The sequence below is a fragment of the Streptomyces sp. NPDC046909 genome, from assembly GCF_040644695.1.
Taxonomy (GTDB): Bacteria; Actinomycetota; Actinomycetes; order Streptomycetales; family Streptomycetaceae; genus Streptomyces.
In genome coordinates, this window is record NZ_JBEYXC010000008.1 from 1 (window position 1) to 14,944 (window position 14,944).

The 14,944-nt window shown below is 70.3% G+C and carries 13 protein-coding genes and 1 pseudogene; 4 read left to right on the top strand and 10 right to left on the bottom strand.

The features are described from left to right. The 8 genes and pseudogenes from ABZ928_RS25890 to ABZ928_RS25925 form a co-directional block, all read right to left on the bottom strand. Positions 1–250: pseudogene (locus ABZ928_RS25890) on the bottom strand (aminoglycoside phosphotransferase); the annotation flags it as partial. Positions 251–351: 101 nt separating this feature from the next. Next, positions 352–822 (bottom strand): hypothetical protein, encoded by a 471-nt coding sequence (locus ABZ928_RS25895; protein ID WP_361523443.1) that lies wholly within the window; start codon positions 820–822, stop codon positions 352–354. Further along, positions 822–2,021 (bottom strand): glycosyltransferase, encoded by a 1,200-nt coding sequence (locus ABZ928_RS25900; RefSeq protein ID WP_361524645.1) that lies wholly within the window; start codon positions 2,019–2,021, stop codon positions 822–824. The genes ABZ928_RS25895 and ABZ928_RS25900 overlap by 1 nt, the downstream gene beginning before the upstream one ends. Before the next feature lie 305 nt (positions 2,022–2,326). Then, positions 2,327–3,496 carry a transposase gene (locus tag ABZ928_RS25905; protein ID WP_361523446.1) on the bottom strand — a complete coding sequence of 390 codons (1,170 nt, stop codon included), beginning with the start codon at positions 3,494–3,496 and terminating at the stop codon, positions 2,327–2,329. A gap of 161 nt (positions 3,497–3,657) precedes the next feature. Then, positions 3,658–5,436, bottom strand: a complete 1,779-nt coding sequence (locus tag ABZ928_RS25910) for a TIGR03767 family metallophosphoesterase (RefSeq protein ID WP_361523449.1) — start codon at positions 5,434–5,436, stop codon at positions 3,658–3,660. A 288-nt stretch (positions 5,437–5,724) separates the two neighbouring features. Further along, on the bottom strand, positions 5,725–6,171 hold the full coding sequence (locus ABZ928_RS25915) for an NUDIX hydrolase (RefSeq protein WP_361523452.1): 447 nt from the start codon (positions 6,169–6,171) through the stop codon (positions 5,725–5,727). A gap of 9 nt (positions 6,172–6,180) precedes the next feature. Next, the gene (locus ABZ928_RS25920; RefSeq protein WP_361523454.1) at positions 6,181–7,098 is read right to left on the bottom strand and encodes a pyridoxamine 5'-phosphate oxidase family protein; all 918 of its coding nucleotides are present in this window, start codon (positions 7,096–7,098) and stop codon (positions 6,181–6,183) included. Then, positions 7,098–7,541 carry a VOC family protein gene (locus ABZ928_RS25925; RefSeq protein WP_361523457.1) on the bottom strand — a complete coding sequence of 148 codons (444 nt, stop codon included), beginning with the start codon at positions 7,539–7,541 and terminating at the stop codon, positions 7,098–7,100. Before ABZ928_RS25925 ends, ABZ928_RS25920 begins: the two co-directional genes overlap by 1 nt. 119 nt (positions 7,542–7,660) lie before the next feature. Between ABZ928_RS25925 and ABZ928_RS25930 the strand changes: the two genes are divergently transcribed. Together ABZ928_RS25930 and ABZ928_RS25935 are read left to right on the top strand one after the other, a co-directional pair. Next, positions 7,661–8,188: a CGNR zinc finger domain-containing protein gene (locus ABZ928_RS25930; RefSeq protein ID WP_361523460.1), complete on the top strand. Its 528-nt coding sequence runs from the start codon at positions 7,661–7,663 to the stop codon at positions 8,186–8,188. A 216-nt stretch (positions 8,189–8,404) separates the two neighbouring features. Beyond that, positions 8,405–11,722: a S8 family serine peptidase gene (locus ABZ928_RS25935; protein WP_361523462.1), complete on the top strand. Its 3,318-nt coding sequence runs from the start codon at positions 8,405–8,407 to the stop codon at positions 11,720–11,722. A gap of 146 nt (positions 11,723–11,868) precedes the next feature. Here the strand turns inward: ABZ928_RS25935 and ABZ928_RS25940 are convergent, their stop codons facing one another. Next, positions 11,869–12,378 carry a hypothetical protein gene (locus tag ABZ928_RS25940; protein ID WP_361523465.1) on the bottom strand — a complete coding sequence of 170 codons (510 nt, stop codon included), beginning with the start codon at positions 12,376–12,378 and terminating at the stop codon, positions 11,869–11,871. Next, positions 12,375–13,103 (bottom strand): hypothetical protein, encoded by a 729-nt coding sequence (locus ABZ928_RS25945; RefSeq protein WP_361523467.1) that lies wholly within the window; start codon positions 13,101–13,103, stop codon positions 12,375–12,377. The genes ABZ928_RS25940 and ABZ928_RS25945 overlap by 4 nt, the downstream gene beginning before the upstream one ends. 342 nt (positions 13,104–13,445) lie before the next feature. Between ABZ928_RS25945 and ABZ928_RS25950 the strand changes: the two genes are divergently transcribed. Then, entirely contained in the window at positions 13,446–14,426 is a 981-nt protein-coding gene (locus ABZ928_RS25950; RefSeq protein ID WP_361523470.1) for a helix-turn-helix domain-containing protein, read from the top strand. A 107-nt stretch (positions 14,427–14,533) separates the two neighbouring features. Beyond that, positions 14,534–14,935, top strand: coding sequence for a hypothetical protein (locus ABZ928_RS25955; protein WP_361523472.1), 402 nt, complete (start codon positions 14,534–14,536; stop codon positions 14,933–14,935). Positions 14,936–14,944: the final 9 nt, after the last annotated feature.

Genomic DNA, 14,944 nt, shown 5'->3' on the forward strand with positions numbered 1-14,944 from the left:
GCGGGACGGGGATGGGGAGCGGGAGGTGCGGGGCGAGGGCGGGCAGCCAGGTGTGCTCCTTGCGCAGGAGCGTGTCCGCGTCCTGTGTGGCCCACGGCAGCCGGACGGCGAGGTCGTCGCCGAGCCGCCACAGCTGGTTGTCCCAGCCGCGCGCGCCGAGCCGCACGGGGTGGTCGGCGAGGTCGGGATGCTGGTCGCGCAGCAGGTCCCGGATCAAGTCCGCGGTGATCTCGGTCTCGGTGTGGGTCATGCGGAGCAACGGTAGCCGGGGCACCGGTAGCCGGGGCGCCCGGAGCGGCGGCGGCCACTGCCACGCGCGTCCACGACTCAGCGACCCAAAGATTCAGCGACTCAGGCGATCCGCACCGGCACGAACGCGGCCGCGTGCTTGTGCCACTTCTTGTGCACCCACAGCCGCTCACCGGCGACCTCGGTCCGGGCCCAGATGCCGGACAGGGGGCCGATCCCCGTGCCCAGCGGCAGTCGGGCACGCACGCGTGTCGGCCGTATGGACCCGAACCGCGGGTACTCCAGCACCACGAGACCCCGGTCGGTCGCCAGCAGCACCCGTCGGGTGAAGAACGCGTTGGCGAGCGCCGTCCCGACGACCGCGCCCAGCGCGCCCCAGGCCACATCGGCCGCCCCACCCGGCGCACCGGCCACGAGGACGGCGAATCGCACGCCGAGGAACCCGGCCATGAAGCAGACAGTCAGCAGCCAGGGATTCATCCCGCCCTGCGCCAGCACCACACCCCGGATCTGCTCACCGGGCTCCAGAAACCTCTGGGACCGCAGCGCGACCCGGACGGACAACCTCGACATCACCACATCTCCTTGTCAGCCAGCGGATCTTCGGCGGTCCGCTGACCGGTTGTCAACACCCCTCCCCCACTGACCACGCTCTCGATCAAGGCCGCGTACGACGCCACCATCCGCGTCCGGCTGAAGCGTTCGCGGCTCGCCTCCAGAATCGGAGCCAGCTCCCCCCGCCGTGCCGCCGCCTCCATCCACGCGGCCGCGATCTCCGTCGGGTCCCAGCCCGTCACGATGCCGTGGCCGGTCACGATGGCCGCGCTGTCGCCGACGTCCGTGGTCACCGGGACCGCGCCGCACATCATGCCCTCGATGAGGCAGAGGGGGGCGGCCTCGCCCCACGCCGACGTCAGCGCCACGACATCCGCCGCCGCGTACACCGTCTCCATGTCCCGTCGTACGCCCAACAGATGCAGACGCCCGCGGTCCACCGCGCCCACCCCCAGCCCCAGCTCCGCCGCCAGCGCCGCGTTCGCCTCCGTCATCCCCGCCCCGCACATCAGGACCTGCCCGTCCGGCTCACGGCGTAGAAACTCCCCCGCCGCCGCCACGAACAGCGGGACGTTCTTCATGCCGTCGTAGCGGGCGGCGAAGACGACCACCGGGGCGTCGGCCGGGATGCCCAGCTCCGCGCGCAGCCGCACCCGGCGGGCCGCGTCCGGGCGGAAGCGGAACAGGTCGACGCCGTTGGGGATGACGTGGAGGAGCGAGGCCGGGATGCCCGCCGCCGCGTACGCCGCCCGCGTCGACTCCGCGCAGCAGACGCACGCGGCGACCGTGCCGTCGGCGATGGCGGCCTTCAGCTCCTCCAGCGCCTCGCCCTGGTTCTCCGGGTCGGAGCGGTGGAGGCAGACCACGACCGGGCGGCGGGGCAGGCCCGCCTGGTTCAGCAGGGCGAGCGGTTGTTCCTTCAGGGAGAGGATGACGTCCGCCGCGGCCGTCACCCTCGCCGTTTCGGCCAGCTCCTCGCCCGTGAACGCGGCCGAAACGCCGTGCACCCGGCCGAGGGACGACACCGCCACGCCCGCCGAGGTCAGCGAGCGGTAGCAGGCGTCGTCCTCCATGCGCTGCCGGGTGGCCTCGCGGTGCACCTCGCCGTGCACGCTCAGCACCCGATGGTCCTGGCCGCCTTCCAGCAGGCCCAGAACGATGTCGCTGTGCACGATCCGGGCTCCTCCGGAGAAGAACCCCTCGTAGACCGAGAGCACACGCACACGATCACCCGCCTTGCACTCATATCGAGCCATCCCCGTGAACTGCGGGTTAGCCGATATGAGGCGGTACGGACATTACATACGCATGAACGCGGTGCTTCGTGTCGGGGTCGGCGCAATTACACCGAAACGCGCAGGTCGTAAAACCCTTCTTGGCAAAGGCCTACTTGCCACAGAATCCCGCTTCGACCACTCCGTCACTGCCCCGACCAGTCCCCGGTCAACTGCCCGAGGCTGACGTCCCGGGCTTGCTGCTCGGGTCATCACTGGCGGTGATGAGGCCCGGCTGCGTCCAGCTCTCACGCGACAAGGGTGAGGGCAGGGGCCTGTGACTCGGCCCCGCGGACCCACACCATCCAGCCGCGATCGGCGATGTTGTGGGACGCGTTCAGGTCGGCGTGCTCAACGAAGCCGCAGGACCTGCAACTGAAGACGGCCTGAGAGGGCCGGTTGCGTTTGTCGACGTGGTGACACCTGGAACATTCCCGGCTGGTGTTCGCCGGGCTCACGTAAACCAGTGGGATCCCGGCCCGCTTGGCTTTGTAGGCGATGAAGCTGCCGAGTTGGTGGAAGGACCAGGAGTGCAGTGTGACGCGTTGGGGCTTGCGTAGCCGTGCCCGTTCGCGGATCCCTCCCAGGTCTTCCAGGGCGATCCCGCGCATGGTGCGTTGAGCCTCCGCCACGATGCTCTTGCTGATCTTGTGGTTGATGTCCCGGGCCCGGCGAGCTTCCTTGCCCGCGCGTCTCCTCGCCCGCCGCTTGGCGGACTTGGTGTTCTTCTTCTGCAATTTGGAGCGCAGCTTGCGGTCCGCCTCCCGGCGCCGGTTCAGCCGCCGGCCGCAGTGGCGCTTGCCGGTGGAGGTGGAGGCGATGTTCACGATCCCCAGGTCCACACCGAGGAATCCCGCCGGGTGGATGTTCGGCATGGCCTCGGGAACATCGCAGGTCGCGATCAGGTACCACTGGCCGCCTCGGCGCAGCAGGTCCGACTCGCCCTTGCGGTACGCGGCCAGGACGGCGAGCTGGTCGTCCTGGCCGGTGAAGGCAAGGTTCTTCAGGCGGCCGGTCGTGGTCCAGATCGATACCGTGCGCTCGGCCGTCTGCCAGGACAAGCAGCGGTCGTCGTACGGCTGGGCCGCGTCCTCGCGGAACGCGACTGGTTTGCCGGTGGCCTTGATGTGCCGCTTCGAGCCGGGCCTTCCCAGGTTTCCGGCCTTCAGGTTCGCCTCCAGCGCGGTGTAGGCGTCGGCAACCTTGCGTAGCACATGCAGGGCGGGCTGCGCGGACAGGCCCTGCCTCTTCAGCTCGCCGTAGGCCAGGGCCTGGAGGCCGGACCGGGAGGTCACCTGCCGACCGTACGCCTGGGCTGACAGCCAGTTGGCCGCCTCGTTGCAGGCGTGCAGGGTCGCCTCAAGTGCCAACGCCTGCTCAGGCGTTGACAGCAGCTTGACCTGCACCACCAGCTTCACGATTACCCAACGTACGCACATGTGCGACTGTCCGCCGCACGTTCGCCGACGATCACCCGTCCGAGTGAGGTGACCACCCTGAGGACACGCGCGGGCGGAGCTGACCGAATTCAACGGAGAGACCGATGACGTGCCCTTCCTCGTACGCCAGCCGAACGGGCTCAGCCCTTCTTCAGCACCAGCTCCGTGTTCCGGTCCCGGGCCGAGCCCCCCAGCTTCGTGCTCGCACCCGGCGCGTTGAAGGAGAGCTCGCGGTAGAGGGCGGACAGGCCCGTCTGGGAGAGGTCGGCGAAGTCCGTGCGGTGCGGGGCCGAGGACTCGACGCAGGTGGTGAAGAGGGAGATCGTGCCGTCCTTGTTGTCCACCAGCTCGACGACGCGGGCGAGTTGGGGGTAGTCGACGTGGGAGGCGGTGGAGATCTCCCAGAAGGACCGGCCGCCGGACGAGGCGTGCGGGGTGATCTCGTTGCGGTGGATGTGGCCGTTCACCCAGGCGAGGACGTTGCGGTGGCGGCCGAGCAGGGCGACGACCTCGTCACCGCTGTGCCGGCGTTCACCGGGGCGGGCCGGGTCGGGGCGGGTGTTGTCCATCGACTTGCTGGTGTGGTGGCTGAAGACGACGGCGTACGAGTCCTTGTTGTCCGTGAGCGTCTTGTCCAGCCACTTCATCTGGGCGGTCCCGACGGACCCCTCGTAGTGGCCGCCGGCGTCGGTGGTGTCGAGGCTGATGCCGATGACGTCCTCGGCGACGCGGAAGGAGTAGTACTGGGTGCCCGCGTCGAGGTTGGCGGTGGAGTAGCCGTGTCCGACGGGGCCGAGACCGCGGTAGGCCGGGTCCAGGTGGGCCTGGACGTACTCCTTCGGCGTGTACGGCGCCCGCTTCTCGTCCGGGGTCACCGAGCGCATGTCCCGGGCGTGGGACTTGAGGAGGTCGCGGAAGCCGACACCCCTGGGGTCCTTGGCGTTCCTGATGGCGTCCTGGAGCTTCTTGGCCTCGGACGCGGACAGGTTCATCAGCTTCTTGCCGCCGACGGCGAACTCGGTGAGCCACGGGTCGGCGTGCGAGGCGTAGCAGCCGAGCGGCATGGCGTCGTGGTTGCCGACGGTGGAGTACCACGGGAGGTTCAGACCGGGGCTGTTGAGCTCGCGGATCGCGGCGGCGAGGAAGCCGTCGAGGTGCGGGAAGCCGAGCTGCTTGTCGTGGTCGCGGACCGCGCTGTCGGCCTGCCAGTACTGCTTGAGGCCGCTGTTCTGGACGCCCTCGTAGTGCCGCGGGTCACCGGAGTTGGCGCTGATGCGTCCGCCGCTCATGACCTTCAGGAACCACTCCAGCTCGGTCTTGGCGTTGTTGTCCGTGTTGTCGCCGGTCGTCATCGCGAAGTGCAGCGGGGCGCCGGTCACCGGGCCGCCGCGCAGCGCGTTGACCCGCTCGACCAGCGCGATCGCGCCGTGCACGGTCAGCGCCTCCTGCGGCCGCCAGGCGTGCACGTCCGTCGAGCGGAGGTACTCCAGGCGCAGCGGGTGCTGGGCGTCGATCAGGTGCATGTCCGTGAGCTGCACGAACGCGGCGAGCGCGGTACGGCGACCGGCGCGGCCGGACTTCGGCGCGGCCAGGTCGCTGCGGACGACCCGCGCCCAGCCGTGACCGTTCCCGAGGCGGCGGAAGCCGGAGGAGGTACGGGCGGCGGCGACCGTGGCGACGGTCGTGCCGCGCGTGTACGGAGCGAGCGGGGCGGCCGCCGGGGCCTGCCGGGACTGGGCGACGGGCGCCTCGGCGGCACCGGCGTCGGCCGTGCCGGTGGCGTTGGTGGCGGCCTGGCTGTCGGTGGGCCGCAGGGCGTAGCCGACGCCCACCGAGACGGCGGCGGCGCCGGTGGCGGCGAGGACGGTACGGCGGTTGACCGCCAGGGCGGAGGTGGCGACAGAGCGTATGCGCGACATGGCGCGGTCTCCCCGAGTGCGAACGCGTCGGCAGTGGTCGCGGGGGCTCGCTGTCGCGAACGACCCGCTCGCTCTGGATCGTTGGCACCGGGAATGACCTGCGCGTGAACGAGACGGCAACGCGCAACGCCGATCACCGTACGTGGATCTTGGGCTACGGCACGGCCACCCTCCGCGTCCACGACCGCTCCTCGAACGGCTCGGAGGCGGTCACTCCGTGTTCATCTTCGTGGGTACGCCCGCTATACCGGCCGCCCGACCAGTGCCGCACCGGCCGCCCGCTCACCCCTACACCGCCCGCCCCGCCGCCGGGCGCTCGCGCCACAGCCGGAGGCCGACGTCGACGAGCCCGACCCGGTTCAGCGCGGGCACGTCCTCCAGCGGATGCCACGCCGCCATGTCCGTGGAGCCGCCGATCTCATGGCGGAGTTCGCCGCCGGTGACGCGGCCCTCGTAGACGAGCCGTACCTGGTGCTGGTCGATGTCCTGGCCGAGGCCGCGAGGGATGGAGTGGCGGAAGGAGTTCACGCCGAGCAGGCCGGTGATCTCCACCAGGTACCCCGTCTCCTCCTCCACCTCCCGCAGCACCGTGTCGTACGGATCCTCCCCGTGTTCCATCCCGCCGCCCGGCAGGGTCCACTCCGGGTTGCCGTCGTCGTCGATCCAACGGGCGAGCAGGAGTTGATCCTCACGGACGCATATGGCGTAGGCCGCCACCCTCAACTTCTTCCGCATACACGGAAGTTAGCCTGCGAGGTCAGGATTGGCCGGTGAGTATTCCGGTGCCGACCAGCGCAGGGGAACCGCCGACGGCCGCTCGACGACCTCCGTGACGGTGAAGCGGACCCGGCGTTCCTCGCCGCTGTCCGCACCGGAGTCCGCACCGAACTCCAGCAGTGCCTCCCCTGTCAGTTGCAGTGTCGTCCCCGTCTGCCAGTCCAGGAAGAGCAGCCCTGTCCGGGGGTCCGCCTCGATGTTCCCGAGGGACAGGAACATGGAGTTGCCCGCGTAGTCCCGCCAGCTCAGCTCACCCGGTGAATCGACGCTCACGAAACCGGGGTTGCCGCCGCGATGGCTGGTGTCGGCGCCCTCCGCGTGCACGGTGCCCAGGAAGAAGGTGTCGGCCGAGGCGATGAACTCCGCCTGCTCCGAGGTCAGTTCGCTGCCGCGCCGGGCGGCTTCGGCCCCCCGGCCGGCCACCACCTCGTACGAGTCCCGTTTCTGGAGGTACTTGGGGCAGTTGCCGAAGACGCGGTCGGCCTCCACGGCGTAGCCGCGCGCGGTGGGCCGGACGCGGCCGTTGAGGCGCATCCGGCGGCGGGTGCGCGGGTCGAGGGCGATCGTGCCGAGGGGCGTGCCGGGGGTGGCCAGGGCGGTGGCGAGGGGGTCGGTCTCCGGGGCGCGGCCGATCACCGAGATCTGGTGGGTGCCGGTGGCGCGGACGAAGCCCGGCGTCCCGGTGAGGGGGGACGTCCAGACCCGGGAGGTCGAGGGGTCCGCGGCGCTCACCACGAGCAGGGGCTGGATTTCCAGGAAGGCCGCCGCGACCGGCTTGATGCCCTCGCCGCTGGCCCGCCCCATGCGCGCGGCGAGTTCCCTCACGCCCACCCGTTCCTGCACGGCCAGCGAGCCCGCGTGATAGATGCCCGTCGTGCCCGGCATTAGAAGAACCCGCAGGTCGGAGCGGACTCGACCGGTGCCGGGGCGCCCTCGGCGCCGCTCGGTACCGAGATCTCCAGGCGGGTGCCGTCCGGGTCGTGGAAGAAGATGCCGCCCGACGCGCCGCCCTCGCGATGCGCGACGACGCCCTCGTAGGCGAACCGCGCGCCGAACGTCCGCAGCGCCTCCTCGTACTCCCTGACCCGTTCGATCGAGTCCGCCTGGAGGGCGAGGTGGTGCAGGCCCGCGCGGTCGGCGTCGTACGCCCCCTCCGCCTGCTGCCACAGGGTGAGGACGAGGCGCTCGCCGTCGCCGAGGAAGGCGTACCGGCGGCCCTCCTCCTTGCCCTCTCCGGCCGGGACGAAGCCCAGGACGTCCCGGTAGAAGGCGAGGGAGCGGTCGAGGTCCGTGACGTTCAGGCCGACATGGCTCGTACTCAAGGTCATGGCTGTCCCCTTCAGCAGATCTAACCTCTCACATATAAATTAAAGGTTAGTCACGGATCGCGCAACCAGTCACGTACCCTTGACCGGTTAGTACGGAAGGAGCCCGGAAGGAGCCCCGCATGTCCGCCGACCCCCGCCCCCTCACCGGCGAGCCCCTCGCGCTCGACCTGCTCAACACGCGGTGGATGCGGGACGGGGTCCTCCAGGACCTGCTCACCGGCACCGACGGGCTCGCCGTATGGCTGGCGGCCAACGCGCTCGACGGGCGGTTCGCGGCGGACGCGCCCACCTTGCGCCATGTGCTCCGGGCGCGGGACGCGTTGTACGCAGCCGTTCACGAGAACGTCACGGAAGGGGTCGACGCGGTGCTCGGGCATGGCCGGATCCGGGCGACCCTCACCGCCGAAGGGCCAGGCGAGACACCGGAGTTCAAGGACCCCGCCTGGGGGCCGGCCTGGCTCGCCGCCCGCGACTACCTGGAGCTTCTCTCCGTCGCGCCCGACCGGATCCGCGGCTGCGCCCACGAGGCGTGTGTCCTGCACTTCTTCGACACCTCACGGAACGGCACGCGCCGCTGGTGCTCGATGGCGGCGTGCGGGAACCGGGCGAAGGCGTCGCGGCATTACGCGCGTACCAGAGAATCCTGAGGATCCGGTCTCCGGTTTGCCCCTTTTGTGGGGCAACTCCCTAAAGGGGATAGCGGGTTTTCCCCACCGCCCCATATCGATTCGGTCAACTCTCCCTAAACATCCTTCCCATGCGTAAAGCTGTGCGATCGTCCGGGTCGCATTTCCGGACCTTCGCGGTCAGGACCGATCGGCCCCGGCCGCCACCGCACGTTCCTTTACCTACAAGGGATGCCGATGACCTTCACCCCCCAGCGCGGCCCGATATCGGGCGGCGCGAGACGCGTGGTGCGCATAGCCGTCGCCGCCGGTGTCGTGGCCGCGCTCTCCGCGGCCGGACCGATACCCATGGCCGTCGCCGCAGCCGACGCGCCTCCCGCGGCCGACCCGGTCGTCAAGTCCGCGCACGACAAGCTCGGTTCGGACGACGCGAGCCTGCTCGCCGAGGCGCAGGCCGACGGCGACAAGAACGTCACCTTCATGGTGGCGACCAAGCCCGGGCAGACCGAGACCGTCGCCGAGCAGCTCGACGGGCTGGCCGGCGGACTGGTCGGCAAGACCGACGACAAGCTCGGCTACGTCCGGGCCACGGTCCCCACGGCCAAGGCCGAGAAGGCCCTCGCCGCCGCCCAGAAGCTCTCCTCCGTCCAGGCGATCGACCTCAAGCAGGAGATCCCGCTCGACGACCCGGAGCCGGGCGGCACCGGCACGAGCACGTCGTCCGCCACGAGCGGCTCCGCCGCCGGGGCCGGTTACACGGGGCCCGGCAAGAAGACGCCCGCCGCCAACCCGTACAACCCGTCGTTCGAGACGGGCGCGGTGTCCTTCGTCGAGGACCACCCGAAGTACGACGGCCGTGGTGTGACCATCGGCATCCTGGACTCCGGTGTCGACCTCGGGCACCCGGCGCTGCAGAAGACCACCACCGGCGAGCGCAAGATCGTCGACTGGGTGACGGCCACCGACCCGGTCGCCGACCGCGACGGCACCTGGCTGCGTATGACCGCCTCGGTGACCGGCCCCGACTTCACCGCCGGGGGCCGCACCTGGAAGGCGCCCGCGGGCTCGTACAAGCTCCAGCTGTTCGCCGAGTCGGCCACCAGCGGCGGCGACATGGCCGGTGACCTCAACCGGGACGGCGACACGACCGACGTCTGGGGCGTGCTCTACGACCCGGCCGCCGGCACGGCCCGCGTCGACCTCGACAACGACGGCGACTTCACGAACAACGAGGCGCTGAAGCCGTACAAGGACAACTTCCAGATCGGCTACTTCGGTACGGACGACCCGGCGACCGCGGTCTCCGAGCGCATCCCGTTCGTCGTCGAGATCCGCAAGGACGTCGTCTACAACGCGGCCGGCGCCAAGGCCGACTACGTCAACATCGGTGTCATCGAGGGCCGGCACGGCACGCACGTCGCCGGTATCACCGCGGCCAACAGCCTCTTCGGCGGCAAGATGAACGGCGCCGCCCCCGGCGCCAAGCTCGTCTCGTCCCGTGCCTGCACCTGGACCGGCGGCTGCACCAACGTCGCGCTCACCGAGGGCATGATCGACCTCGTCACCAAGCGCGGTGTGGACATCGTCAACATGTCCATCGGCGGTCTGCCCCCGCTGAACGACGGCAACAACGCCCGCGCGCAGCTCTACACCCGCCTCATCGACGAGTACGGCGTCCAGCTGGTGATCTCCGCGGGCAACGAGGGCCCCGGCACGAACACCATCGGCGACCCCGGGCTCGCCGACAAGGTGATCAGCGTCGGCGCCGCCATCTCCAAGGAGACCTGGGCCGCCAACTACGGCTCGGTCGTGGAGAAGAAGTACGCGATGCTGCCCTTCTCCTCCGCGGGCCCGCGCGAGGACGGCGGCTTCACGCCGACGCTGACCGCGCCCGGCGCCGCGATCAACACCATCCAGACCTGGGCGCCCGGCGCCCCGATCGCCGAGGCCGGCTACAGCCTCCCGCCGGGCTACGCCATGCTGCAGGGCACCTCGATGTCCTCGCCGCAGGCGACGGGCGCGGCGGCTCTGCTGATCTCCGCCGCCAAGCAGAAGAAGATCGAGCTGTCGCCGCTGACCCTGCGCACCGCGCTGGTGAGCACCGCCCGCGAGATCAAGGGTGTCCCGGCGCACGTCCAGGGCGCCGGTCTGATACGCATCGTGCAGGCCTGGGACGCCATCAAGGACGGCGCCACCGCCCACGACTACACGGTCAAGGCCCCGGTCGACACCGCGCTCGACCAGTTCCTGAAGGACCCGGGCTTCGGCACCGGCCTCTACGACCGCGAGGGCGGCCTGAAGACCGGTCAGTCGAAGACGTACGACGTCACCGTCACCCGTACCAGCGGGCCCGACCGGGCCGTGAAGCACGAGCTGGAGTGGCGCTACAACGACGGCACCTTCAGTGTCGTCGGTGACGACGAGATCGCGCTGCCGCTGAACCAGCCCGTCACCGTCAAGGTCCGCGCGAAGGCGAAGACCGCCGGGGTGCACAGCGCCATCCTGGAGCTCGACGACGAGCGCACCGAGGGCGTCGACAAGCAGATCCTCAGCACGGTCGTGGTCTCGCGCCCGCTGGCCTCGCCGGCGTACTCCTTCTCCGACTCCGGCTCGGTGCAGCGCAACAGCAGCAAGTCGTACTTCGTGACCGTGCCCGAGGGCGCCAAGACCCTGGAGGTCGCGCTCGGCGGTCTGAAGGGCGAGAGCCAGACGCGGTTCATCTCGATCCACCCGTACGGTGTGGCCGTCGAGGACAGCTCGACGATCTACTGCTACCCGCACTACTCGAACCCGAGCGACCCCAACACGTGCCGTCCCGACCTGCGGACGTACACCGACCCGACGCCGGGTGTCTGGGAGATCGAGGTCGAGTCGCGGCGTACGTCGCCGGAGCTGGACAACCCGTACAAGCTGGACGTCTCCGTGCTCGGCACGGTCTTCGAGCCGGCCGTCGTCACGATCCCCGAGGCGAAGATCGGTACGCCGGCCACCGCCGAGTGGACCGTGAAGAACACCTTCGCCGCCATTGAGGGCAAGCTGGCGGGCGGCTCGCTGGGCTCCGCGAAGCTCGCGACGCCGACCATCGCCCACCAGGCCTCGCAGGAGACCACGGTGGTCGTGCCCGAGGGCGCCGAGCGCTTCGACGTCTCCATCGGCGGGGTCTCGGACGCGGGCGCCGACCTCGACCTCTTCGTCCTCAAGGACGGCGCCGTCGTCGGTCAGTCCGCCGACGGCGACTCGGAGGAGTCGGTCAGCATCGACAAGCCGGCCGCCGGTACGTACACCGTGCGGGTCGACGGCTACGACGTCCCGGCCGGCACGACGACGTACAACTACAAGGACGTCTACTACTCCGCCGCGCTGGGCTCGCTGAGCGTCGACACCGCCAAGACGGTCTCGCTCGCCAACGGCGCCTCCGCGACGGTCTCCGGCGAGGTCACGGCGAAGACGGCGGGCCCCGAGGGCCGGCAGTTCTTCGGCGAGATCAAGCTGACCAACGCGCGGGGCACGGCGGCCGGGGTCGGCACGGTCGTGATCGAGAAGACCACCGAGTAACCACCGAGTGATCATCGCTGCCGTCGGTGACGGCGGCGCGAAAGGGGCGGGCGCTCCCCAAAGCACCCGCCCCTTTCCCATGGCCGGGCGGCGCCACCCCCCGCGTGGCGCCGTCCGGCTCCCGAAGTCCCGCCACTCGCCGTCCGTCACTGTCCGACGGACAGCGCCCAGCGCACTCCGGAGCCTGCGGTCACCTGAACCCAGGCCTCTTCGCGTGCCTTCTTCAGGTCGATCTGGTTGTACGTGCTGCTGATCTCGCCGGCGACGCACTTCAGCGGGAAGCTGAGCCCGACCGGGTGCAACTCGACGGTCAGCGTGCCCTCGCCCCGGCAGTTCACGGCGATGCCCACCGCTCCCGGCCGTACCCCGCCCTTGATCTCGACGGCCCGGCTCCCCCGCACGTCGGTCACCGACGTCACGGTCTCGCCGTCGATCAACTGCGGTGCCTCGGTCACCGACTCGCCCTCGACGTTCTCCGCCCGCCGGGTGGCTTCCGCGGTGGCCTCGGGGTGCGCGGACGCGGCGTTCCCCGGAGCCGTGGCCGAAGAACCACCGCTCCCCGCCTCGTCCTTGCTGCCCGAGCAGCCGCTGCTCAGTGCCACCGCCAGGCAGGCCGCCGCCAGAACGGCGGCCCGGCCCGGGCGGCGGAGGATCATCCCTCCCACAGGTACCAGCCCACCTTCATCGGCGTGTAGCTGGTGACGGTCTTCTTCGGCGAGGCCTCGCAGTTGTCGTAGATGTGGTAGCTGGTGCCGGTGTTCTTCAGCCGGTAGACGCCGTACTTCGCGTTCGTCGTCGTCTTCGCCGGGGTGTCCACGCTGATGGTGTTGCCGAGCTTGGCGGTCATCGACGCGGACAGGGTGACGTCGTACTTGGCCTCGATCTTGGCGATCATCGCGTCGACGCTGACCGAGAGCCCGGTCGTGACGCTGACGCCGACCGTGCCGGACACCTCGGAGGTGAACGTCGACTTCGCCGTGCGCGAGGTGTTGTTGGTGTTGGAGAGGGTCGCGCCGACACCCTTGTGGTACTTCGAGCCCTTGCTCGTCGGGGTGTAGATGTTGGCCGGATCGCAATACGGTCTGTTGGTGGTGTCACCCGGCTTGGAGGGCTTGGTCGGCACGGGGTCGTCGAGGTCGCTGCCGTCCCCCGTACCCGTACCGGTACCCGGCGTCTGGGTGACGTCCGAAGGGGGAACGTCAGTGACGTCCTCCTCGGGCTCGGCCGGCGGCTGGGTGCCGACGACCACTTCGGTGGCGGGATCGGTGTCGTCCGCGAAGGCGGCGCTCGGGGCCGCGGCGGCCAGAGCGGTGACCGCTGCGACGGTCAGGACGGTGCGGGCGGCGGTGCGCCAGGAGTTGGTGGGCTTGGTCAGGGCCACGACTGAACTCCCTTTCATATATGGGTAGTTGGATGTCTTCTCACCGGTCGGCTTCGGCGGATTCCGCCTTGTCGCTTCCCGGTGAGCAAGACATTAGGCCCCCGGAACAGCCGTTGGACCGCTTGCCGACTGGCACCCGGTGGCCATGGCCGGGGGCTGCCAGCGGGAGCCCGGCCGGACGGAGTGCAGGGACGGCGGGGCAGGACGCGAGGCACATCCACCCACCAAAACGGACGATCGGATACCGTCTGTCCATTCGAATCGACCAGTCATCGGACCCGACCGGTCACCGGACCCGACCAGTCACGGACCCGACCGGTCACCGATCTTGCAGGGGGATGAGTGCTGGAAACCATCGGCATCGACAGATCGACCCACGACGTCTATCGAGCCCTGCTGCTGCACCCCTCCTGGACCCTGGAGGACATCGCCCGGGACACCGGCCTCACCGACCCCGAGGTCCGCTCCGCGCTCGACCGGCTCACCCAGCTGTCCCTGCTGCACGAGGCCGCCGACCACCAGTTCGTGCCCGTGAGCCCCGAAGTCGGCCTCTCCCCCCTGCTGTTGCGCCGGGAGGCCGAACTCGACGAGCAGCGGGCCCGGCTGTCCCAGGAGCGCGCCGCGCTCGCCGCCCTCGCCACCGAGTACGCGACCCTCACCACCCACCGCACCGACAGCGGGGTGGAACGGCTCGAAGGCCTCGACGCGGTACGGGTCCGGCTGATGGAGCTGGCGCACCGGGCCGCCGTCGAGGTGCGCACCTTCGTGCCCGGCGGGGCGCTCAGCGCCGCGGCCCTGGAGGCGGGCCGGCCGCTGGACGAACAGAACCTCGCGCGCGGCGTCCGGATGAAGACGGTGTATCTGGACAGCGTCCGCAACGACGCCCCGACCGTCGAGTACGCCACGTGGCTGGCCTCGGTCGGCGGCGAGACCCGTACGGCCCCCACGCTGCCGATGCGGATGATCCTGTGCGACCACACGGCCGCCGTGATCCCCATCGACGCCGACGACAGCAGACAGGGCGCGCTGCTGATCCGGTACCCCAGCATGGTGCGGGCGCTGGAGGAGTTGTTCGACCTGGTGTGGGAGAGCGCGGTACCGCTCGGCACGATTCCGCAGGACCTCTCCGAGGACGAGCCGACCGACCGGGAGGCGGCCCTGCTCAAGATGCTGGTCGCGGGCCTCACCGACGAGGGCATCGCCCGCAAGATGGGCGTCTCCCTGCGCACGGTCCGCCGCAACACCGCCGACCTCCAGAAGCGCCTCGGGGTGCAGAGCCGCTTCCAGGCGGGGGCGGAGGCGGTCCGGCGGGGGTGGCTGTGACCACCGTGACGTGAGCTGCCGCCGGCACGTGGCCGCTCCCTGCCATGACCGGGGGCTGACAGACCCACCGCAGTGGTCCAGTCCGGTCTCTTGCCTAGGTTGGGCAGGTGTACGCAGTCAAGGTCATTCTCCTGCCCTCACCGGATCCCGCGTTCCCCGACGCCCCGGGCCCTCCCAGCGACATGCCCGGTGACCAGCGGCTCGACGCGATCGCCCAGCACACGCGGACCGTCCCGCAGCCGGGCATCGCCCATGTCAGCCTGGCCCGCTGGGGACGAAGCCTGATCGCCATGACCTTCGTCGAGGCCGGCGGCCCGGAGGAGGCGATGGCCCGGGCACGGCACGGCTGGAACCGATGGCTGGGTTCGGGGTTGCTGCCGGACTGGGTGATCGGTGGCTGCCGTCCCGACCGCTATCTGAGCGGACCGACGTACAGCTGGCATGAGACTGCCATGTCCGCCTCAGGCCACCCTGAAGCCAATGACAGGGACATGAACGCCACGGAATGATCGGTCACG